The sequence below is a fragment of the Novosphingobium fuchskuhlense genome (assembly GCF_001519075.1).
Lineage (GTDB): Bacteria > Pseudomonadota > Alphaproteobacteria > Sphingomonadales > Sphingomonadaceae > Novosphingobium > Novosphingobium fuchskuhlense.
Genome location: NZ_KQ954246.1, coordinates 380,179 through 401,156, shown reverse-complemented (window position 1 = coordinate 401,156; position 20,978 = coordinate 380,179). Strand labels below are relative to the sequence as shown.

Below are 20,978 nucleotides of genomic sequence, written 5' to 3'. Positions count from 1 at the left end.
GTCCTCAATAGGCGCCGGGACAACGAACCACTCGAGGATAGTCATGCCCCGCTTCACCCTGATGCTTGCTCCGTGCCTCGCGCTGGCCCTGGCCGGTGGCTGCGCGCACGCGGCAGGTGGCAAGAAGGTGCCCCTGCTGCCGGCGCGTACCCTCACTTGCGACCTCGGGCACACGACGAATGTCGATACGTCGCGCGAACAGCTCGCCAAGGAGCTCGTTTTCGATTCGTACCATAAGCTCAGCTTGTTCCTGCCGCCGATCCCGGTGCGCACGACCGAGCCGCCCGATCCCGCTTTCCCGGTAACCGAGAAAGTCGACAAGCGCACCCGCATCATCGCCGATCCCGATAAGATCACCGCCGACATGGTCGGCCCCTTCCAGCGCGTGGTCGACATGTGGCCTGAGCGCGTGGAAATGACCGCGCCGGTCGGGGGCTACAAGGTCAAGGTGCTGGTCATCACGAACTACGACGAGGCCGCGCACCGCGCGCAGCTGTTCATGACCAATGCCGCCGATCTCGCGTCGTGGGACAAGGACAAGATCTACGCGGGCTATTGCGACGTCGCCATCACGCCGACCGCCAAAGCGGGCAAGCTGCGTTAACGCAGCGCGAGGCCCCAGGGCGCGAACACCTTCGGTTCCTGCGCGTCGTGCGGGGCCGAAGGTGCCGGGGCAAGCGGCTCTCGGTTCTCTCCGGCACTGCCCTGGCCGATCCGGCTGTAACGGGCATAGGCACGCATGATCATGCCATGGTCGGGCTGCGCCCAGCGCGCGCCGGTGCTGTCGCTTGCGGCGGCCTGCGCTTGCGCATCTCCGCCGGGCAAGCCGCCCTCCGGGCTTCCGCCGGGTAGCGGACGATAGAAGATATGCGCCCCGATCCGGCCGACCCGCACCAGGTTCGCAGCCCACGCCGGGCTCACATAGTTGGCATGATAGTTGAGCGCGCCGGCCACGAGCCGCGGCTTGCCCGCCGCGAGGGTGCCCATGGCAACCGCCCGCGCGGCGCTGATCGTCTCATCGGACAGGCGGCGGGATAGCGCGCCGTCGCAGACGAAGGTGAACTGGCAACCGCGGCCGCGCTGCCACCCCTGCCACACCACGCCGCAGACCGTCTTCGGGAAGGCGCTGTGGGCCAGCCGGTTGAGCACGACTTCGGCAACGGCCTGCTGACCCTCGCGCGATTGGTTGCCGGCTTCGTAGGCCACCGCGAGCGTGAGGCAGCGGAGCGAGTCCTCCTTGTCTTCAGCTGCAGACGGTCCAGCCATATCGGACCGGAGCGCTGCGGCGAAGCCGGTTTCCTGGGCGCGCGCCGTGATCTGGCCGGGACCTGCCACGGCCACACCACACGCCGCCACCAGCAGAACGCCCGCTCTGCTTGCAGATCCGGCCCCGTGGCGGCCGTTAGCTGATCGGGCTTCTAGCATACTCTGCTCGCTACGTGGCGATTGCTTCATTTTTCTGTCAATTGCGCGCAATATCAAGCGCCAAGCCCGGCTCGGCCAGGGACAATCACCGCCCGACACCCGTGATGTCAATAATGTGCAACACAAATGCAATCTAACTGCCCAAAACTATGGGTAGGACGCATCCGCTGCCCGGTCTTTTCAGTGCAGACCGGCCTCCCGACCAGATGGACAAGAAGAGAATTATGGAGAACCCAGTCGGCCCGGCAGGCAAGCAGTCGGCTCAAGCGACCCTGCGCATGGACGCTGGAAATCGCATGTCCGGCGCTGCACAGCGCGGCGCGGGCTTCGGCGCGCGCGTGATGATGCTCGCCGCGCTCAGCTTGCCGCTTGCGGCTTGCGGCATTCCTTACGGCTCGGGCAACCGCGTGACGCTGTCGGAAGCGCCGCCGTCGGCGCAAAGCACGCCGAGCGAAGGCATCATGCAGGCGCTGACCTGCATGCGCGACAGCCACGTGCTCAACCGCATCCGCTTCGGCATTGCGGTGCACTCGGACGGCACCGGCAAGTCCTCCTATGGTTACGAAGGGGCCACCGGCTCGTTCCTGCCGCAGGGCACCGCGGCGATCTGGGCTTCGGAGGCGGTCATCCGCGCCGGCGGGCTCTCGATGAACTACTATGAGCTCAACACCGAGCGCGCGCTGCGCCAGTTTGGCGGCGCGAGCCTCGATTCGGCGCTGGCGACCCAGCAGCAGACCCGGGTGCCCAATTTCATCATCTCGACAGCATTCACCGCGCTCGACTTCATCGGCGGCCCGTCGGTCGATGTCCGCGCCGGGGGCATCGGCCCCTATTACAACGTGCGCGGGGCAAGCCTCGAGGTTTCGGCCGAGATGTATCGCCCGGGCGACCGCATGACGATGGCGATCAGCTCGCTCAACCGCCAGGTGTTCTACCGCGATGCCGGCGTGGGCGTGGCGCGCCTGTTCGGCAAAGGCAAAGGCGAACTGGTTACCGGCACCATCGGGTTCACCGATCAGCAGCGCCTTCAGGAAGCGACTCGGGACGTGATTGCCCTCGCCGTGGCCGACGTGCTCGCCAGCATGCCGATCGTGCCCGACGATTGCCGCCAGATGGTCGAGAATCTGAAGGCGAACCACAAAGCGAAGGCCAATGAGGATCGCCCTCAGGAAAGGCCCGCAGGCGGGTCGCACAAGGGGCCCGAAGCCGCTCCCGCGCCGGCACAGACCCCCCGGAATCCGGCACCGCAAGCGCCTGTTAGCGGGGATCAGGGCGTTCCAGACAAGGCCCGGCGCAACCGGAACTGAAGGCTCGGTGCGGGACTATGGTGCCCCGCGTCGCAACTTGGTTACAGAATGGTGAAGGAAAAAAACCCGCCCATTCTTCAAACCGTCACCAATGTTTCAACCTAAGTGGCCAGAGCGCTCGTGCTAGTACCTACGGGGCTAGATACGGGGTATAAACGAAAGAATAGGGGTATAAACGTGACCAAGATTCACATGACGAAGCTCGCGCTGCTCGGCGCGACTGCTTTCCTCGCCACGACGTCGGCCCACGCCCAGGTCGCTGACACCTGGTCGATTGCCGGCAACGTGACCGTCGGTTCGGTCAACTCGGAAACCGTGACGCTCGACCCGGTCAACGGTGGCGGCGCCACCCTCGGCGTTGACGGCGCCAACATCGGCGACGGCTTCAAGAACTCGATCTCGGCGTCGGCCGTCGGTTCGTCGGCCTCGTCGTCGTTCACCACGGTGAACAACTCGGGCGTCGGCGGTGATGCCTCGCTCGGCATCGACGGTTCCGTCGGCGTCGGCGCCAGCAACGCCTCTGCGGTGACGCAGACCAGCGACGTGCTGACCTCTGCGACGATCGTCCAGGGCAACTCGAACTCGATCTCGCTCGCGGCGGTCGGTTCGTCGGCCTCGGCCTCGGCCAGCACCACGGTCACCGACGTTGGCGGCGCAACGATCGGCTCCAACGAAACCTTCAGCTACACCGTTGGCGGTGGCCTCACGGTTTCGTCGGGTCTTGCCGACGGCACTGTCGCCCCGGTTGACGTTGCGGGCGGCGACCTCGGCGGCGGTAACAGCGGCGCCGTGGCCCTCACCCTCGGCACCGGCGTTGCCGGCGCGGACATCCAGGCTGGCACGGGCAACTCGATCAGCGTTGCTGGCGTCGGTTCGTCGGCTTCGGCTTCGTTCTCGGCCACTGTCAGCGGCGACGGCACGGTGCTTGACAGCGCCCTGTTCGACCTCTCGGGCGGTGACACCAAGATCAGCGCTGCCAACGACACCACCGGCGCGGTTTCGGTCGGCGTGACGACCGTCGCGACGCCGAAGATTGAAGGCGGCGCGGCCAACTCGATCAGCGGCGCTGCCGTTGGTTCTTCGGCTTCGCTCTCGTTCGCTGCGGCCACCTTCGACAGCGGCGCGATCAGCGACTTCTCGGCGACCACCGGCGTTGTCGGCGTCGACTCGACCAACGCTGCTGCGGTCACCTTCAGCGGCGACGGCACGACCGGCACCGCTGCGACGCTCGATGGCGCCGCGATCTCGGGTACCGGCCTTGGCAACTCGATCAGCCTCTCGGCGGTCGGTTCGTCGGGTTCGGTGTCGTTCACGAACACCGTCTATGGCGGTGCGAACGGCGCTGCCGGCGGTTCGGTCGCGTTTGACGACATCACCGTCAACAGCACGAACTCGGGCGCTGTCTCGAACATCTCGGAAACCATCACCGGTTCGGGCATCGATGGCGGTTCCAAGAACTCGATCTCGATCGCGGGCGTCGGTGCTTCGGCTTCGCAGTCGATCTCGGTTACCGACTACACCGGCGGCGGCATCACCGGCGTCGGCAGCACGCTCAACAACGTCACCGTCTCCGGCAACAACAGCGGTGCGGTTCTCGTTGCTGGCGGTCTGGCCACGCCGAACATCGACGGTGGCTTCAGCAACTCGATCTCGGCCGCTGCGGTCGGTGCCTCGGCTTCGCAGGCGATCAGCCGCACGCTCGTCGGCGCGCAGTAATCGCACAATCCCTGCCCGGCTTGCCGGGCAGGGCCTGCACAAGACTATGGGAAGGAGGGGCCGCGCGCCCCTCCTTTTCCTGTTTCAGACGAAGCTGGTTCAGGTTAGGCTAAGGAAAGGTAGAAAGGGGTTTTGTGATGCTGAACAGACGACTGCCACAGCCGGCCCCTCGGCCGCTTGCGATCTGCGTTTTTTCCGCTGCAGCTGCCGCGATGTTGGCCAGCCTTGTCTGCGCTGCTCCCGCAGCGGCACAGATCGTCAACCAGAACGGTGATTCGGACCTCAGCGCGATCAACTCGGGTGACATCACGCTGCGCGGCAACGTCACCAACCCCACCGTCACCGGCGGCATCGACAACTCGGCGGGCAACCTCGCCGCGCAGGGTGCCAGTTCGAACTACAGCATCACCGACTCGAACATCGGGGCAGACGGCCAGCCGCTTGGCAATTCGTCCGTGAGCGTCAGCGGCAACCGGCTGAGCGGCACCAATTCCGGCACCGTGAATGTCCGCGCCACGGTCACCGGCGGCTCGTTCACCGGTGGCAACAACAGCCAGAGCATCTCGGCCACGGGCCTCTCCAACGTCATCTCGATCAAGACCACTTCGTCGAAGTGATCACCCGACCAGCAGGAAGGATCATCATCATGAACCCGACCAAGACCGCCGCCGGCCTCGCCGCCATCGCCCTCATGCTGGGCACGGCCCCGGCTCCCGCGCTCGCCGGCCCCGCCACCAGCGCCTGGGGCACCATGGGCTCGAACGGCTCTTCGACTCAGGCGATCAACTCGGCGCTGCTGCACAAGACCGAAGGCGAAAACGCGCAGCTCCAGACGATCGGCAAGGACGTGACCTCAATGTACCGCTCGGTGACTTCGTGCGGCTACTGCGTCTACAACCAGATCAATGGCGATTCGAACTCGATCAATGGCAACACGATCTCCGGCAGCAATTCCGGTCAGACGACAGCAACCGGCACTTTCAAGAACTGAGGGCGGCGCTGTCTTGCCAAAGGTCCTGCGGACCAGCTTGGTCGTCCCACTCATCGGGGTCATTTTCGCGCTGCCAGGCGCAGGGCTCCGCGCGCAGAGCACCGCGACATCTCCGGCCATCGCTGCAGCCGTTGCGCTGCCGGACAGTGAAAAGCCGCCTGCCGAGCAGGACGATCCCGTAGCGGAAGAGCCGGCGCCGGCCCCGGATCCGACACCAACGGGCTTGAACGCGCCGCCGACAGCAGCTGTATCGGCCGCGCCGCCCCCGGCAGGCCCGACCTCACCCAGTCCATCCGCCCCCGGACCGTCAACGGCAGGTCAGACCCCAGTGGCCACGGCGCTTCCCGCCGGCTCCGGAGTGCTCGACAGCGCAACCGTGCAACGCATCGTCGACCGGCTCGTTAGCCTGCACTTCCTTGCCAACGCGGCCGATGCGCAGGATCCCGATCTGCTGACCCAGGCCATCCGGGAGTTTCAGGCGAACGCGGGCATTTCGCCCAGCGGCACGCTCGATCGCGATACCGTCGGCCGCCTGACCACGCCCTGATCGTCGGGCTCAGGCCTCGGCGCCGTCGAACCGGAGTTCCGCTCGCAGCCGGGGTTGCTGATCCCCCAGCGCATAGCCGACCGAGCGCACGGTGCGGATCACATCGGGCCGGCTCTCGACATTGAGGCGGCGGCGAAGGCGGGTGATGCGCACGTCGACCGCGCGGATCTCGATCTGGCTGTCGCGCCCCCAGACCGCATGGCGGATCTGTTCGCGGGTGCGGACCTTGCCGGCGTTCTCCATGAGATACCGAAGGATCTTGAACTCGATCAGGCTGAGCCGCACATCGATCCCGTCGCGCTTCACGGTGCCGTTGTCGATATCCATCTCCACCCCGGCGATCCGGATGACGCGGCCGCTGATGGCCGGCGCGGTGCGGCGCAGGATGGCGCGGATGCGCGCGAGCAGTTCCGGCAGTGAGAAGGGTTTCATCACGATATCGTCGGCGCCCGCGTCGTAAGCGCCGAGCCGCTCGCGCTCGTCACGCGCGGCCGAGACGACGATGATCGGCAGATAGCCCACCCCATCCGCCTGCCGCACCGCGCGGCACAGATCGATGCAGCCTTCGCCGGGCTCGGTCCAGTTGAGCAGGACAAGATCAAGATCCTGCATGGCAATGTGGCGCGTGACCTCCGCCGGCTCACCCGCTTCGACCACGATGAAGCCTTCCATCTCGAGATTGAACTTCATCATTCTCAGGATGGTCTGGTTCGGTTCGTAGAGCAGGATGGATGCCTTGCGTGACATCGCGCTTGCGGGGCCTTCCTCTCGCCCGCAGGGAGCCGGGTCCATCAGGGGCGTGAAACTGTTCATCTTGGGTTCAGGCCTAGGTAAGGTTTGTTGCAGCACGGTGAAGGGTTGATGACAAGGCGGCGACAGTTGCCGCCTGCGCCGCAGCAAAAGTTCGAGACCATGACAGCAGACACCGCCGCATTGACGGTTAGGTAACTGCACTGATACACTGCGATACGTTTTCTGCAGCGGAGTGATGTGCGATGGCGATTTACAGCAGCGATTACGGCCCGGGCGATGTCGACACCAATGTGTTCGACGAAGGGTTCCTCGCAACCCTGCTGTATTTCGCACCGGAAGGCGGACAGCTTAGCGAGAATAGTAAGGACATCGTCTATAATCTTGGCGGCGGCGGCAGCGCGGTGTTCTCCTCGGACGCGGGGTTTGACGGGCTGTGGAGCGGCACGGTCAACGCGATCAGCTACGTCGTCGACGGCACGGTGGTCTCGGGCGGCACCGGCCTTGCCATCGATGGCACGGCGCTGCGCGATGCGATGGCCGCGGGCGACACGGCAACGATCAACCGCCTCGCCTGGAGCGGCAACGACGTGCTGAACGGCGGCGCCAGCGACGACACGCTGCGCGGCTTCGACGGGCGCGACACGATCCTGGGCGGTGCGGGCAACGACCGGCTGGTCGGCGATGCCGGCAACGACCGCATCGTCGGCGGCAGCGGCGCGGACGACATTTTCGGCGGCACCGGCAGCGACCGCCTGTTCGGCGGAGCGGGCGCCGACGTGATCGTGGGCGGTGACGGCAACGACGTGATCGGCGGCGGCGCGGGCAGCGATTCGCTGAGCGGTGGCAGGGGCGCGGACACGTTCGAGTTCCGCAGCCTCGGCCAGCTCAAGGGCTTTGACTACGACTACATCACCGATTTCAGCCACGCCGAGGGCGACAAGATCGACGTGAGCATGATCGACGCCAACACCACGCAAGAGGGTGACCAGGCCTATACCTTCATCGACCGGACCGGCGATGTGCAGCCCGCCGTCGTCCCCGGCATCGGCAGCCTCGTGGTCGAGACATCAGCGACGGCGGGCACCTACGCGGTCTCGCTCTATTACGACGACGCGGGCAACCACCTCCTGTTCTATGTCGTCTCCGCCACGGCGCTGACGGCGGACGACTTCGTGCTCTGAACCGGGCGGCGCGGCACCGCCGGTTGACACGGTTGACACAGTTCTGAGGGAAACCGGCCAGAGGGAAACTTGCCCGAGGGAAACCGGAAGCCCCCGGCGGCAAAGGCCTTGGTTTCAAACGGCACTTCGAGGGGGGCCTCGCCGCAAGGCGGGGCCCTTCCTGCTTCGGGCATGACGGCGCGCCCTTCCCCCCCGCCGCTCTCCATTGCGCAGGCCCCCTCCCCGGCATCCTCCGCCAAGAGGGCGTCGAGCGCGGTGAGGCTGGCGCCGGCTTCGGCATCCCAGGCGTCCGCCGCCACGGCCTCCGCCTCGCGCTGGGCATGGGCGAGCGCGTGGGCCCAGAGGTCGTACTGGTCCAAGCCGGTGGAATCGATCGCGGCGAGGGTCTCGGCCGGCAAGTCCTCGGCCTTGTCGGGAAAGCGGGAGAGCACCTTCCGGCGCGCGGCAAGCAGCGCTTCCTCACGCGTGGGGCGGGCGGGATACCATTCGGCGGGGCCATCGAGATCATGGTCCGGCGGCTGGAACAGCGGTTCGCCCGCGTGCAGCTCGGCCAGATAATCGTCGAACCGCGCCGCGATCACCCCCGCGCCCTCGGCCTGATCGGCATGGCGATCGAGCCGGGCGAGATGGGCGAGGAGCAGGCGCGCATCGAAGCGCACCCGGCTGCCGACCGCCTCGCCCCGGTAGAAGATCGTCTCATGCGTGCCATGTAGCGCGCGCTCCGCCAGCACTTCCTCCGCCGCATCGCGCGCGAGGAGCAGCGCGGCATCCCAACCGGCGGCAAAGGCGGAATCGCGCCGCTTGTGGACATAGGCGGACTGCGGCGAGACCCCGACCCCCGCGCAGGCGCGGCGGACATTGCCGATGGTGGCGAGGAGATGGAGAAAGCGGATGCGGCGATCCGGGGTGAAGGGGAGCGCCATGCAAAGCCCCTCCCCCATGCGGGAGGGGCTGGAGTGGGCAGCATCATACGCCGCGCCTGGTTCCGGCCTACCCCCGACCCCTTCCGCGTGCAGGAGGGGAGTCTCCCCCGGCAGCCCGATATCGCGATCACCGGGGATCCACCCCCGCCCGAAACTGCTGGTGTTGTGCTGAGGCATGACCATGCGACTCCCGCTTGGAACAAAAGGGGATCATTATGGCATGGGTGGGAGTGTGTAGGAAAATTGCTTCGGCAGAAGGAATGCTATCGCCGAATCCTCGGCATATACGTATATTCCGAAGGGAAGCTAGGTGAGCCTTAAAGATGTTCGAAAAACTGTTCTCATATCGGCAAATTCGTGAACTCGAGCGCTCACAAACGTTTGCCTCGCTAAAAAGTGACCGTGATCGTCGGGGACTTGTACCAATTGCAGTGATTGACGATGAGGCGTTCGCCGCGCAGCAGACGCTAACAAATAATGGCTATAATATCAAGGCCTTAGGAGACATTAAGACCTTGGATGAGGTAGAGCCCTACAACATCATTCTATGCGATCTCCAAGGTGTCGGCCGTCATCTGGATGGAAAAAACCAAGGCGCATTTCTCATCAATGAGATCAAACGAAATAGCCCCGAAAAGTTCGTCATAGCCTACACTGGCGGAGCCCTCTCTGATGACATAACAGCCAGAGCGAACGAGACTGCGGACTCTTTTCTACGTAAAGACGCTGACGTACAGGAATGGCGCGACAAACTCGACGACTATATCGAGCGAGTATCAAATCCCATAATTGTTTGGCGCCGGCAACGGGATGCACTTGTTCGAAAAAATGTCGCCACTTTAGACATTTTGAAGTTAGAAGATGCATTCGTGAAATCAGTTCAAAAGCGTGACCCAGAGATATTTGGAAGGATATCGGGAAGCTATGACATTAAAGATGATGCACGCGCTATAGCGCAATCATTGATCGCGTCTGGGATATTTAAACTTCTTGTAGGTTGACATGACAAGTATACCTTATATAGTTGTTGATAAAGGATTAATAACCATAAACGAGGGAATATTAATAAATCTTCCGACCGAATTTTTTTCTGTTGCGCAAAAATCATTTTATGCGGGCGCTAAATCGGGATGGCACCGATGCCCTCTTGGCTACCAAACATTCAGCGTCCTAGACGCTCTTGGTCGGAAAATCGTGTTTCCAGGTATTCTTGATGCGTCACAACCATCTCCAAATCGCAAGTTTCCAAACCACCCTTTGCGTTTTTCTCGTATTCAAATTGAGAAATATGCAGCATCTCATTTAGACATTTTTGAAAAAATCCGGGAACAGCGAGATGCCGAGTTTAGAAACCTAACCCATGATCTTAGAGCCATTTCTACAGAAATATATCATGGATCTCTAAATATAAGAGAATCTGTAGAGCGAGCTCTTCCTGCCGACTCCTCTGAAATACAGAGTAAAGTTGATCTTATAATCAATGCACAGTCAATGATGTCAATTAGACTTGATATCATCGATTACGAGAGTGGGCTAACATCTGGACGCCCACAGGATTACATACAACCTTATCCCAAAGTTCACAAAGTACTGCGTTGTTTTGACGGGAAGTTGAAAGCAAGGCGGATCACTTGGAAAATTGAGGGACAGTGCCGACGCGAAATTCTCGGCCCCTCAATTTTTGAGATTGTCCCATTCGTTATTGTTGAGAACGCCCTGAAATATGCTCCACACGGAAGCAACATCCTAGTTCGATTTGAGGAAAAAGAGAATGAAATTATAATAAGATTTGAATCTTTAGGGCCAAAAATTAAAGATTCTGAAAAAAATAAGATATTTGACCGGGATTATAGAGGCGAATCTGTAAGAAATTCATCCCAGACAGGATCTGGAATCGGCTTATTTGCCGCAAAAACTATCGCAGAATCTCATTTCAAAGGCAGAATTTTTGTAAATCAATTTGATGCGGAATATTGGGATGACGGAGAATGTTTTTACGAAACCAGATTTACAGTGGTTTTGCCGACACAAGACTCCAGCCAGAACCGCAGATGACCTTCAAGAATTCGTTGCTAGATACTTAATTCCACCCAAAACGGACGCTATCCATAGAGTGTGGGGCTTACCCCTCCGACCCGCCTTCGGCGATCCCCCTCCCCATTTGCACTTCGTGGAAATGGGGAGGGCCTGAAGTCTAGCGCGTCAGGAGTGGTTTCAGGTAGTGGCCGGTGAAGCTGCGGGGGTTTTTGGCGACCGTTTCGGGGGTGCCTTCTGCCACGAGTTCGCCGCCGCGGACGCCGCCTTCGGGGCCGAGGTCCAGCAGCCAGTCGGCCGTCTTGATCACATCGAGGTTGTGTTCGATGACGACGACGCTGTTGCCCTGATCGACGAGGCGGTGGAGGACTTCGAGCAGTTTGCGCACGTCTTCGAAGTGGAGGCCGGTGGTGGGTTCGTCGAGGATGTAGAGCGTCTGCCCGGTGCTGCGGCGGGCGAGTTCCTTGGCGAGCTTGACGCGCTGGGCTTCGCCGCCGGAGAGGGTGGTGGCCTGCTGGCCGACCTTGACGTAGCCGAGGCCGACTTCGTTGAGCATGTGCATCCGGTCGCGGATCGGGGGGACGGCCTTGAAGAACTCCTCGGCGTCCTCGATCGTCATGTCGAGCACGTCTGCGATGCTGTGGCCCTTGAACTTCACCTCGAGCGTTTCGCGGTTGTAGCGGCGGCCGTCGCATTCCTCGCAGGTGACGTAGACATCGGGCAGGAAGTGCATCTCGATCTTGATGAGGCCGTCGCCCTGGCACTTCTCGCAGCGGCCGCCCTTGACGTTGAAGCTGAAGCGGCCGGGCTTGTAGCCGCGCGCGGCGGATTCGGGGAGGCCGGCGAACCAATCGCGGATGAGGGTGAAGGCGCCGGTGTAGGTGGCGGGGTTGGAGCGCGGGGTGCGGCCGATGGGGGACTGGTCGATCTCGATCACCTTGTCGCAGTGTTCGAGACCGGTGACGCGGTCATGCGCGCCGGCGATGACGCGGGCGCCATTGAGGGTGCGCGCGGCGACGGCGTGGAGCGTGTCGATCGTGAAGCTCGATTTGCCCGAGCCGGAGACGCCGGTGACGCAGGTGAAAGTGCCGAGGGGAATGCTGGCGGTGACGTTCTGCAGGTTGTTGGCCCGCGCGCCTTCGACGGTGAGCTTGAGGCCGTTGCCCTTGCGGCGCTTCTTCGGCACTTCGATGCGACGGGCGCCGGTGAGGTATTGGCCGGTGAGGCTGGCGGGGTTCGTGAGGATATCGTCGAGGGTGCCCTGCGCGACGATCTCGCCGCCGTGAACGCCGGCGCCGGGGCCGAGATCGACGATATGGTCGGCGGTGCGGATCGCGTCTTCATCGTGCTCGACGACGATGACGGTGTTGCCGAGATCGCGCAGGCGCTTGAGGGTGATGAGGAGGCGGTCGTTGTCGCGCTGGTGGAGGCCGATGGAGGGCTCGTCCAGCACGTAGAGCACGCCGGAGAGGCCGGAGCCGATCTGGGAGGCGAGGCGGATGCGCTGGCTCTCGCCCCCGGAGAGCGTGCCGGAGGTGCGATCGAGATTGAGGTAATCGAGGCCGACGTTGTTGAGGAAGCCGAGGCGCTCGTTGATTTCCTTGAGGATGGCGCGGGCGATCTGGCTTTGCTGGGAGGTGAGCTGGCCATCCAGATTGGCGTACCATTCGACCGCGGCGGCGACCGAGAGGCGGGTGATCGAGGAGATGTCCGCGCCGGCGACCTTGACGCTGAGCGCCTCGGGCTTGAGGCGGGCGCCCTGGCAGGTTTCGCAGGGCTGCGCGGTCTGGAACTTGCCGAGCTCCTCGCGCATCCACGCGCTCTCGGTCTGCAGCATGCGGCGGTTGAGGTTGCCGATGACGCCTTCGAAGGCTTTCTGGACGGTGTAGGACTTCTTGCCATCGATGAAGGTGAGCGGGACGGCCTTGCCGGCGGTGCCGTAGAGGATGACGACCTTGACCTCGCCCGGCAGCTTTTCCCAGGGCGTTTCAAGGCTGAAGCCGAAATGGCCGGCGAGGCTGGCGAGGACCTGCATGTAATAGGGTGACGGCGGGTTGGACTTGGCCCACGGCACGACCGCGCCCTGCTTGAGGCTGAGCGCTTCATTGGGGACGACGAGCTGCGGATCGAACAGGAGCTTTTCGCCGAGGCCATCGCACGCAGGGCACGCGCCCTGCGGGGCGTTGAACGAGAAGAGGCGCGGTTCGATGGACTCGATGGTGAAGCCGCTGACGGGGCAGGCGAACTTTTCGGAAAAGACGATGCGGTTGGCAGGCAGGCCGGTTTTCTTCATGCCCTTCTTGGGGGCGGGTTCAGCCGTTTCGGCGGGCGCGGCCTCACCGCCGATGGCGGCGACGGTGGTATCCGCCAGATCGAGGTAGACCGTGCCGTCCGCCAGCTTGAGCGCCTGCTCGAAACTGTCCGCCAGCCGGGTGCGGAAGCCTTCGTCCGACTGCTTGACCGCGATGCGATCGACCACGACCTCGATATCGTGCTTGAGCTTCTTGTCGAGCGCGGGGGCATCCTCGATGGCCATGAGTTCGCCGTTGATGCGCACGCGGGTGTAGCCGGCGCGCTGCCATTCGGCGAGCTCCTTGCGGTATTCCCCCTTGCGGCCGCGCACGACGGGGGCGAGCAGATAGGCACGCGTGCCCTCCGGCAGGGCAAGCACGCGGTCGACCATCTGGGTCACCGTCTGCGCCGCGATGGGCAGGCCCGTGGCGGGCGAATAGGGAATGCCGACGCGCGCCCAGAGGAGGCGCATGTAATCGTAGATCTCCGTCACCGTGGCGACGGTGGAGCGCGGGTTGCGGCTCGTCGTCTTCTGCTCGATGGAGATGGCAGGCGAAAGCCCGTCGATATGCTCGACATCGGGCTTCTGCATCATCTCGAGAAACTGGCGCGCATAGGCCGAGAGGCTCTCGACATAGCGGCGCTGGCCTTCGGCATAGATCGTATCGAACGCGAGGCTGGATTTGCCCGAGCCCGACAGGCCGGTGATGACGATCAGGCTATCGCGCGGGAGATCGACATCGATCCCCTTGAGATTGTGCTCACGCGCGCCGCGAATGGAGATTTGGGAAAGGGACATGAGGGCAGTCTGTTCCAGATTTGTTCGATTCCGGCAAGAGCGCGCGGGCGTTTTGCGACACGTGGGTGGGGCGGCAGGGATGCGCAAGGTGGCGGGAAGGGAAGAACGGGGGATGCGAGGGGCATACCCCTCGCGCTCCCGGCTTTTTTGGGGGGTAGATAGCTGCTCCGGAGTGGTGCGGGTGACCACTTGGCACAAGGGCAAATCTAGGTGATGCAAATATAACGACCTATTTGGCCTCTTGAGTAAGCAACTCATCGACGAATACCATGCCGAGCTTCACTGGCTGCGCGCAGCTACGGGCAGCACCCGCGAAACCAACTTGTGCCCGGCCTTTGCCTGACTGCTGCGGGCATGGGGCAAGCAGGCCTTCGATCTGCTCTATCACCGAAGCGAGGAAGGCGCTGGACCGTTGCGCATGGGACGCGCGCTAAGACTTTACCCCATCCGACCCGCTGCGCGGTCCACCTCCCCATGTGTGCTTCGCCAAAACGGGGAGGACGGCCTTTGCCGTCCCGAGGCGCTTTGCCCTCCCCTCTCCCTTGCGCGGTCTCGCCGGAATGGGCTGGTCTGGCGTTGACCGGGCGGGGTGCGGGGCATAGCCCTTGGGGTGAAGGGGACTTGCCATGCTGACCGTGACTGGAACCGCGACGGGGGACGTGCTGGACGATTTCGGCAAGGGGCCGGACGAGTATCCGTTTGTGCTGATGATCCAGGGGCTTGGCGGGAACGATCTGCTGCAGGACTTCGATTATGCCAGCGCCGTTCTGGATGGCGGGGCGGGTGACGACATCGTCGTGGCGGCGGCGGGGTCGGGCTCGGTCGGCGGGGCGGTGCCGGACGGGTATACGACGCCGCTGGTGCTGCTGGGCGGCAGCGGTGACGATACGCTGGTGTTTGCCCGCTTTTCCTCGGACACCGTGACGCTGAACGGGGGTGACGGCGACGACGCGCTGGTGATGGCGGGCATTGCCGCCGGGGGCGTGATCGATGGCGGGAGCGGGTATGACCGGCTGATCATGGTGACGGGGCTGCCCTCGCTTTCCCAGAGCACGGTGCGCGGGATCGAGCGGATCGACAGTCTGGGCGCGGGCGGGGTTTCGTTCACGGCGGGGCAGCTTGATGGCGTGACGGCGCTGAGCGGCACGTTCAACCTCAACTTTGGCGGCACGGTGCGGCTGGCGGGCAAATCGCTGAGCGGGGTGACGTTCAACCTCTCGCTCGATTCCGGGTTCAACGTGCGCAAGTCGATCCTGGCCGATGCGAGCGTGACGTCCGGCTTTACCGTGGTGACGGGCGGCGACATCGACCGCGTGACCGGCGGCAGCGGCGCGGACACGATCACGGTGGGCACATCGAGCGTGGCCGGGGAAATCCTCGACGGCGGCGGCGGGCGCGATACCTTGCAGGTGGGGCCGTATGCCGACGTTACGCTCGCGTCGCTGCGCAATATCGAGAGCTTTGCCAGCAATGGCGGACGCTTTGCCACGGCGCAGCTGGCGCGGCCCGACACGCTGACGGGTTCGTTTTTCGCGCGCGGGGCGGGCACGCTGGACTTTGCCGGGCGGACCCTGACCGATTTCTCCCTGAGCTTTGCCGGCGACAGCGCAAGCCATGTGGTGCGCTTTGGCGAGACGGTGACGGGCGGCGTCTTTGTGACCGGGGGCAGCGGGGCCGACACGATCACGGGCGGCGCGGGGGCGGATACGATCCTGGGCGGCATCGGGCGCGATGTGCTGACCGGCGGGACGGGCGCGGACCGCTTCGTGTTTGCGCTGGGGGCAGGCAGCGCCGACCATGCCGCCGCGGCGCGCGTGACCGATTTCAGCCAGGCGCAGGGCGACCGCATCGGCTTCGAGCCGCTGGGCGTGCCGCTGCGCTTCGTGGGGAGCGCGGACTTTGCCGAAGCGGGGGACATCCGCAGCTATGTCGAGGGGACGAAGACCTGGATCGAGGTCGACCTCGACGGCGACAAGGTGGCGGACCGGGCCTATCGGCTCGACGGGGCGATCACGCTGACGGCGGCCGATTTCGGCGCGGGAACGCCGGGGGCGCCGGCGGCGGTACAGGGCGCGCCGCAAGTGGCGGCGGGGGCCGATGAGCGGCTGACCGGCACCGGCGCGGACGAGACGTTTGCAGCCGTGGGCAGCAATGCCGTGGTGTTTGCGGGCGCAGGCGACGACCTTGTCTATGCGCGGGCCGGCGGGCGCTTTTACGGCGAGGACGGGGCGGACCGGATCGTTGCCAGCGGGGGCGAGATCCGCATCGAGGGCGGCGCGGGCAACGACGTGCTGCAGGCGGGCAATGCGCTGTTCAAGGTGTTTGGCGGCAGCGGCGATGATACGCTGGTGGCGACAAGCGCGGGAACGGCGGGATCGCTGCTGGCGGGCGGGGACGGCGACGATACCTTGCGGATCGAGAACTTTGCCGCGCCGACCGGTCTGGCGATCGACGGCGGCGCAGGGCGGGACACGCTGGTCGCGGGGCGCTACCTGCCCTCGCTGGCGGGGGCGACGCTGAAGGGCATCGAGATGGTCTCTGCCGTGGTGGAGCAAGGCGGGCGGCTCAATCCGCTGGGGATCGCCCTGGCGCAAGTGCGCAGCGTGGGCGGGCTGGAGGGCTGGTTCCAGCTGGAGGATAGCGGCACGCTGACCCTCGCGGGCAAGGAACTGCTCGGCACGATCCTGACGTGCGCCGACGGTGGCAACACGATCCGGATGAGCGCGACATCCACCCAGAGCCTGAGCGTGGTGACGGGCAAGGGGCTCGACCGGGCCTATTTCGGGCAGGGCGATGACGGGGTGACGCTGGTGCGCGCGGACAAGACCGCCGGGCAGGTGTTCGACGGCGGCGCGGGACACGACAGCATCTTCATCCGCGGCGACAGCGACACGAGCGCGATGCGGATCGTGAACTTCGAGGTGATCACCGGCGATTTCGTGAAACCGGAGCGCGCCGGGATCGTGCAGCGCAGCGTGCTGGCGGGGGCGGACACGATCGTCAATGCGCTGAAGCTGGCCGATGGGGGGGCGCTGGACCTGTCCGGCAAGACGCTGGAGAACTTCACCCTCACCCTTTCGGACAAGGCGACGACGATCCTGGCGGACGACAGCGTGACGGGCGCGATGCTGATCATCGGCGGAGCGGCGAGCGACCGCATCGGTGGCGGTGGCGGCGCGGACACGCTGCGCGGCGGGGCCGGCGACGACGTGCTGAAAGGCGGCGGCGGGATCGACACGCTGACCGGCGGAACGGGTGCGGACCGCTTCGTGTTTGCCCCCGGCAGCAGCGACGGCGGCCGCGCCAGGGCGGACTACGTCAGCGATTTCAGCACGTCGGACGGCGACCGCATCGACCTGTCGGGTTTTGACGCGGACCCGCTGGCGGCGGGGCGGCAGCACCTGGCCTTCATCGGTGACGCGGCGTTTTCAGCCGCCGGACAAGTGCGCTTCGAGCATGTGCTGACGCAGACTTACGTGGAAGTGGACCTTGACGGGGACGGCAAGGCCGATCTTGCGGTGCGGCTGGCCGGGGCGATCGGCCTGACGGCGGGCGATCTGGTGCTGTGAGGCCGGCCTAGGGCAGGAGGGCGGCCCAGGTCTGCTGGCCGACCACGCCATCGCCGTGAAGGCCGGCACGCGTCTGGGCGGCGAGGACGGCGGCCTTGGTGGCAGGGCCAAAATCGCCATCGGACGCGAGACCCAGCGCGGTCTGAAGGGCTCTGACGTCTTCGCCGGTATCGCCCATGCGCAGGACCGGGTGCGGATTGCCGATGCGGGCGCCGCCGTGGCTGTGGAAGGTGAAGGCCGCAGCGAGCCGGACATCGTAGCGGTTGCGCGCGAAATCGGGGCCGTTGTAGCCGCGGGCAAAGCCGGGCCAATCGCAGCGGACGAGTTCGTCATCGAGGCGCGAGGCGCGCACGAAGCGCACGAAGGCATCGAGCTGCGCGCCCTCGCCCGAGACCATGGCGGCGACGAAGGTTTCGACATCGGGGAAGCCGGCCGCCGCGTGGTTGCAGCCCAGGAGCTGGAACGCGCCCCAGCTGGTGGAGCGCAGCGCGGCAGCACGATCACAGGCCAGCGCCTCGGCCAGACGGTCATACTCCGCCGCGCCGCCGCGATAGCCGCCGGGTGCGGCGCACGAGATGGCGGGATGGGCACCATCGAAGCGGCCTCCCGTCTGGCGGCGGAAAACGTGGCGTTCGAACAGGATCTTGGGCCGGCCATCGGCGAGGAAGCCGCCGCGGCTTTCGACATCGCTGACCGCGCGGATGGCGGCCACCGGGCAGCCGATGGCGCGGGCGGCGCGTTCGAAATCGGCCGGCGTGAGCGGGGTGGGATTGCCGGTAAATGCGAGCATGGGACGCCTCCTGACAGGGAACCTATCAGGCACATTCCAACATGTATCCAACACCACACCGGTTCGGAACCAGTCGCCCCGCGCGGTGGGCCGATCAGAGCGAGAGGGCGCGGGCGCCGGCGGGCCCGGTCCATGCCGCGCGGACGCCCCAGACGTGTTCGATCACGTCTTCGGACAAGGCGACCGCCGGGGGCGCATCGGCGGCAAGCCGGCCCTTGTGGAGGACGATGACGCGGTCTGCGTGGTTCATGGCATGGGCGAGGCTGTGGACGACGAGGACGACGCCCGTCTTCGCCCCGGTGCCCTGATCGGCCAGCGCGCGGAAATGCGCCAGCAGCGCGGCGGCGTGGGCGAGATCGAGGCTGGCGAGCGGTTCATCGGCGAGAATCCAGCGCGGGTTTCCAGCCAGGACCCGGGCGAGTGCCACGCGGGCGCGTTCGCCGCCGGAAAGCGTGTGCACGCCGCGCGGGGCAAGGTGCGCGGCCCCCAGCGCGGTGAGCGCGGCAAGCGCGGCGGCATCGTCCTCGGCACGGGACGTGCGGTGCGGCAGGCGGCCGAGGCGGACAAGCGCTTCGGCGGTGAGGTTCCACGCAGGGTGGGCGTGCTGGGGCAGATAGCCGATATCCTGCGCGCGGCGGCGCGGGGGGAGCTGGGCGAGCGGGGTTTCGCCAAGGCGCACCGGGCCGGGTTCGAGACCGGCCAGCGCGCGCAGCAGCGTGGTCTTGCCCGCGCCATTGGGGCCGCAGATCGCGGTGAGCTCGCCCGGGCGGAGGGTGATGCTGATCCCGGACAGGCGGCCGGGGACGGTGAGGTTTTGCGCGGCGAGGATCATGCCAGCTCGCTCCTGAGGCGCAGAAGCAGCGCCAGGAAAAACGGCGCACCGAGGAGGCTGAGCGCGATGCCGATGCGCAGCTCGCCGCCGGCCAGCGGGAGGAGGCGGCAAAGGCAATCGGCGACAAGCAGGAGGAGCGCGCCGCCCAGCGCCGAGGGCAGGATCAGGCTGGAGGGGCGCTGATCGGTGAACGGGCGCAGCAGGTGCGGGACGACGAGGCCGATGAAGCCGATGATCCCGGCCGCCGCGACCCCCGCGCCGACGACGAGACCGGTGCCTAGGACCATGCACCAGAGCAGGCGGGCCGGCTCCACGCCGAGCGAACGGGCGGTCTCCTCGCCAAGGGTGAGCGCATCGAGCGCGGGGCCGGCGCGCAGGAGGAGGACGAGGCCGAGCGCGGTGGGCGGCGCGGCGAGGAGGACATCGTGCCAGGCGCGGGCCTCGAGACTGCCCATGAGCCAGGTGACGATTTCGGACATCGCGAAGGGATTGGGCGCGAGGCTGATGACGAGGCTGGTGAGCGCGCCCGAGAGGCTGGCGAGCATGAGCCCGGCGAGCGCGAAGAGGCTCGTGCTGTTGCTGCTGCCGGCGTTTCCGGCGATCAGGCCGAGCGCGGCCATGGCGGCGGCGGCTCCGGCAAGGGCCGCGAGCGGGAGCAGCGTGCCGAGGCCGAGCGCGAGGGCCAGCACCGCGCCGAACGCGGCGCTCGGGGCGACGCCGAACAGGCCGGGATCGGCAAGCGGATTGCGCAAGTAGCCCTGCATGGCGGCCCCTGCCCCGCCGAGGCCGGCGCCGATCACCAGCGCGAGCGCGGTGCGGGGGGCGCGCAGCTCGGCCAGGATGGTCAGCGCGTTTGCGGTGTGGGGCGCGAGCGGGTTCAGCCAGACCTGCCCGGCAAGCAGGCTGAGCGGGATGGCGAGCGCGAGGGCCGCGAGGAGGACGGGGACGGGGCGGATCATGACAGCGTGCGGCGCACTTGCGCGAGCCGCTGTGCGGCGGGGATGATGGTGGGGCCGGCGCAGTAGAGCAGGCGCGGATCGAGGGGCGCGCGGGTGGTGCCGGTGAGCCGGGCCAGCGCGGGGTGGCTGAGGGCGCGGGTCTCGCCGGCGGTGAGGATCACGCGCGGGGAATCGGCGAGGACGCGCTCGAGCGGAAGCTGATCGGCCTGCCCCAGCCCGCGCGCGGCGGCAAAATTGGCAAAGCCGGTACGGCGCAGGAGATCGGCGATGAGGGTGGCATCGCCCGGGACGATGCCGCCCGGCTCCCACACCAGCGCTGGGACGGCCGGCGTGCCCGGCGCTGGCGCGGCGGCGGCCAGCGCGGCATCGATGCGGGCAATCAGCGCCTCGCCCTTCGCCGGGTTTCCGGCAAGCGCGGCGAGCGCGCGGATCTGGGCGCGGCTGTCCTCCACCGTGCCGGCGATGCCGAGCGTTTCGAGACGCAGGCCAAGGCGGCGGTAGGCGGCGGCGGTGGCGGGGGGGACGAAGGTGCTGTCCACGACCACATCCGGGCGGAGCGCGAGGACTTCCTCGAGCGTGCCGCGCGTGGTGGGATACTGGCGGGCCTTGGCGGGGTCCATCGAGGCGGCGCGCGGATCGGCGCTGTAGTGCGAGAGGGCGAGGAGCTGGCCGGGTGCGGTGACTTCGGCGAGGATCGCATCGGCGCAGGGGTTTAGGCTGACGATGGTGGGGATGACGCGGGTGGTTTCACGCTTCGGCTGCTGGGTGCAGGCGGCGAGCGTGAGGAGAAGGCAAAAAACCCCTCCGACCCGCCTGCGGCGGGCCACCTCCCCATGTCGGCTTCGCCAAAATGGGGAGGG

18 protein-coding genes are annotated in these 20,978 nt (G+C 65.7%); 10 read left to right on the top strand and 8 right to left on the bottom strand.

Annotated features, from left to right (window positions below):
- Window positions 1-43 precede the first annotated feature (43 nt).
- Window positions 44-604 (top strand): hypothetical protein, encoded by a 561-nt coding sequence (locus AQZ52_RS15830; protein WP_067913184.1) that lies wholly within the window; start codon window positions 44-46, stop codon window positions 602-604.
- Here AQZ52_RS15830 and AQZ52_RS15825 read toward each other — a convergent pair.
- Complete coding sequence (locus AQZ52_RS15825) at window positions 601-1,335, bottom strand: cell wall hydrolase (protein ID WP_169793760.1); 735 nt, start codon at window positions 1,333-1,335, stop codon at window positions 601-603. The two genes, AQZ52_RS15830 and AQZ52_RS15825, sit on opposite strands and share 4 nt — an antisense overlap.
- A 386-nt stretch (window positions 1,336-1,721) precedes the next feature.
- Here AQZ52_RS15825 and AQZ52_RS15820 point away from each other — a divergent pair, with 386 nt between their 5' ends.
- From AQZ52_RS15820 to AQZ52_RS18790, 5 genes are all read left to right on the top strand, one after another.
- The gene (locus AQZ52_RS15820) at window positions 1,722-2,732 is read left to right on the top strand and encodes a hypothetical protein (RefSeq protein ID WP_067913178.1); all 1,011 of its coding nucleotides are present in this window, start codon (window positions 1,722-1,724) and stop codon (window positions 2,730-2,732) included.
- A gap of 177 nt (window positions 2,733-2,909) precedes the next feature.
- The gene (locus AQZ52_RS15815; RefSeq protein ID WP_156424993.1) at window positions 2,910-4,448 is read left to right on the top strand and encodes a beta strand repeat-containing protein; all 1,539 of its coding nucleotides are present in this window, start codon (window positions 2,910-2,912) and stop codon (window positions 4,446-4,448) included.
- A gap of 212 nt (window positions 4,449-4,660) precedes the next feature.
- Window positions 4,661-5,065, top strand: a complete 405-nt coding sequence (locus AQZ52_RS15810; protein WP_156424992.1) for a hypothetical protein — start codon at window positions 4,661-4,663, stop codon at window positions 5,063-5,065.
- A gap of 29 nt (window positions 5,066-5,094) precedes the next feature.
- Window positions 5,095-5,439 (top strand): hypothetical protein, encoded by a 345-nt coding sequence (locus tag AQZ52_RS15805; RefSeq protein ID WP_067913169.1) that lies wholly within the window; start codon window positions 5,095-5,097, stop codon window positions 5,437-5,439.
- Between the two features lie 328 nt (window positions 5,440-5,767).
- Window positions 5,768-5,986, top strand: coding sequence for a peptidoglycan-binding domain-containing protein (locus tag AQZ52_RS18790; RefSeq protein WP_067913166.1), 219 nt, complete (start codon window positions 5,768-5,770; stop codon window positions 5,984-5,986).
- Window positions 5,987-5,995: 9 nt separating this feature from the next.
- On the opposite strand, the gene AQZ52_RS15795 is transcribed toward AQZ52_RS18790, so the two are convergent.
- The gene (locus tag AQZ52_RS15795) at window positions 5,996-6,733 is read right to left on the bottom strand and encodes a winged helix-turn-helix domain-containing protein (protein WP_067913163.1); all 738 of its coding nucleotides are present in this window, start codon (window positions 6,731-6,733) and stop codon (window positions 5,996-5,998) included.
- A 248-nt stretch (window positions 6,734-6,981) separates the two neighbouring features.
- Between AQZ52_RS15795 and AQZ52_RS15790 the strand changes: the two genes are divergently transcribed.
- Complete coding sequence (locus tag AQZ52_RS15790; protein WP_067913149.1) at window positions 6,982-7,920, top strand: calcium-binding protein; 939 nt, start codon at window positions 6,982-6,984, stop codon at window positions 7,918-7,920.
- On the opposite strand, the gene AQZ52_RS15785 is transcribed toward AQZ52_RS15790, so the two are convergent.
- On the bottom strand, window positions 7,872-8,843 hold the full coding sequence (locus AQZ52_RS15785; RefSeq protein WP_067913146.1) for a hypothetical protein: 972 nt from the start codon (window positions 8,841-8,843) through the stop codon (window positions 7,872-7,874). The genes AQZ52_RS15790 and AQZ52_RS15785 overlap by 49 nt on opposite strands.
- Window positions 8,844-9,166: 323 nt before the next feature.
- On the opposite strand from AQZ52_RS15785, the gene AQZ52_RS18625 reads away from it, so the two are divergent.
- Entirely contained in the window at window positions 9,167-9,844 is a 678-nt protein-coding gene (locus AQZ52_RS18625) for a DNA-binding transcriptional response regulator (RefSeq protein ID WP_156424990.1), read from the top strand.
- 1 nt (window position 9,845) lies between these two features.
- Window positions 9,846-10,898 carry a sensor histidine kinase gene (locus tag AQZ52_RS18245; RefSeq protein ID WP_082698142.1) on the top strand — a complete coding sequence of 351 codons (1,053 nt, stop codon included), beginning with the start codon at window positions 9,846-9,848 and terminating at the stop codon, window positions 10,896-10,898.
- Window positions 10,899-11,037: 139 nt separating this feature from the next.
- Here AQZ52_RS18245 and uvrA read toward each other — a convergent pair whose 3' ends face one another.
- A complete protein-coding gene (gene uvrA, locus AQZ52_RS15780; protein ID WP_067913143.1) occupies window positions 11,038-13,968 on the bottom strand; it encodes an excinuclease ABC subunit UvrA in 2,931 nt (976 codons plus the stop codon).
- Between the two features lie 626 nt (window positions 13,969-14,594).
- Here uvrA and AQZ52_RS15775 point away from each other — a divergent pair.
- A complete protein-coding gene (locus AQZ52_RS15775) occupies window positions 14,595-17,537 on the top strand; it encodes a calcium-binding protein (protein WP_067913140.1) in 2,943 nt (980 codons plus the stop codon).
- Between the two features lie 7 nt (window positions 17,538-17,544).
- Here the strand turns inward: AQZ52_RS15775 and AQZ52_RS15770 are convergent, their stop codons facing one another.
- The 4 genes from AQZ52_RS15770 to AQZ52_RS15755 form a co-directional block, all read right to left on the bottom strand.
- The gene (locus tag AQZ52_RS15770) at window positions 17,545-18,327 is read right to left on the bottom strand and encodes an N-acetylmuramidase domain-containing protein (protein WP_082698139.1); all 783 of its coding nucleotides are present in this window, start codon (window positions 18,325-18,327) and stop codon (window positions 17,545-17,547) included.
- Between the two features lie 94 nt (window positions 18,328-18,421).
- On the bottom strand, window positions 18,422-19,159 hold the full coding sequence (locus AQZ52_RS15765) for an ABC transporter ATP-binding protein (RefSeq protein WP_067913137.1): 738 nt from the start codon (window positions 19,157-19,159) through the stop codon (window positions 18,422-18,424).
- Entirely contained in the window at window positions 19,156-20,118 is a 963-nt protein-coding gene (locus tag AQZ52_RS15760; protein ID WP_067913134.1) for a FecCD family ABC transporter permease, read from the bottom strand. Before AQZ52_RS15760 ends, AQZ52_RS15765 begins: the two co-directional genes overlap by 4 nt.
- Window positions 20,115-20,945 carry an ABC transporter substrate-binding protein gene (locus AQZ52_RS15755; RefSeq protein ID WP_338045534.1) on the bottom strand — a complete coding sequence of 277 codons (831 nt, stop codon included), beginning with the start codon at window positions 20,943-20,945 and terminating at the stop codon, window positions 20,115-20,117. The genes AQZ52_RS15760 and AQZ52_RS15755 overlap by 4 nt, the downstream gene beginning before the upstream one ends.
- Window positions 20,946-20,978 lie beyond the last annotated feature (33 nt).

Bases quoted from the DNA above. Each gene is read 5' to 3' on its own strand.
- AQZ52_RS15830 (WP_067913184.1), top strand. From the start codon at position 44: ATGCCCCGCTTCACCCTGATGCTTGCTCCGTGCCTCGCGCTGGCCCTG.
- AQZ52_RS15820 (WP_067913178.1), top strand. From the start codon at position 1,722: ATGTCCGGCGCTGCACAGCGCGGCGCGGGCTTCGGCGCGCGCGTGATG.
- AQZ52_RS15810 (WP_156424992.1), top strand. From the start codon at position 4,661: ATGTTGGCCAGCCTTGTCTGCGCTGCTCCCGCAGCGGCACAGATCGTC.
- AQZ52_RS15805 (WP_067913169.1), top strand. From the start codon at position 5,095: ATGAACCCGACCAAGACCGCCGCCGGCCTCGCCGCCATCGCCCTCATG.
- AQZ52_RS15795 (WP_067913163.1), bottom strand. From the start codon at position 6,733: ATGTCACGCAAGGCATCCATCCTGCTCTACGAACCGAACCAGACCATC.
- AQZ52_RS15790 (WP_067913149.1), top strand. From the start codon at position 6,982: ATGGCGATTTACAGCAGCGATTACGGCCCGGGCGATGTCGACACCAAT.
- AQZ52_RS15785 (WP_067913146.1), bottom strand. From the start codon at position 8,843: ATGGCGCTCCCCTTCACCCCGGATCGCCGCATCCGCTTTCTCCATCTC.
- AQZ52_RS18625 (WP_156424990.1), top strand. From the start codon at position 9,167: ATGTTCGAAAAACTGTTCTCATATCGGCAAATTCGTGAACTCGAGCGC.
- AQZ52_RS18245 (WP_082698142.1), top strand. From the start codon at position 9,846: ATGACAAGTATACCTTATATAGTTGTTGATAAAGGATTAATAACCATA.
- uvrA (WP_067913143.1), bottom strand. From the start codon at position 13,968: ATGTCCCTTTCCCAAATCTCCATTCGCGGCGCGCGTGAGCACAATCTC.
- AQZ52_RS15775 (WP_067913140.1), top strand. From the start codon at position 14,595: ATGCTGACCGTGACTGGAACCGCGACGGGGGACGTGCTGGACGATTTC.
- AQZ52_RS15770 (WP_082698139.1), bottom strand. From the start codon at position 18,327: ATGCTCGCATTTACCGGCAATCCCACCCCGCTCACGCCGGCCGATTTC.
- AQZ52_RS15765 (WP_067913137.1), bottom strand. From the start codon at position 19,159: ATGATCCTCGCCGCGCAAAACCTCACCGTCCCCGGCCGCCTGTCCGGG.
- AQZ52_RS15760 (WP_067913134.1), bottom strand. From the start codon at position 20,118: ATGATCCGCCCCGTCCCCGTCCTCCTCGCGGCCCTCGCGCTCGCCATC.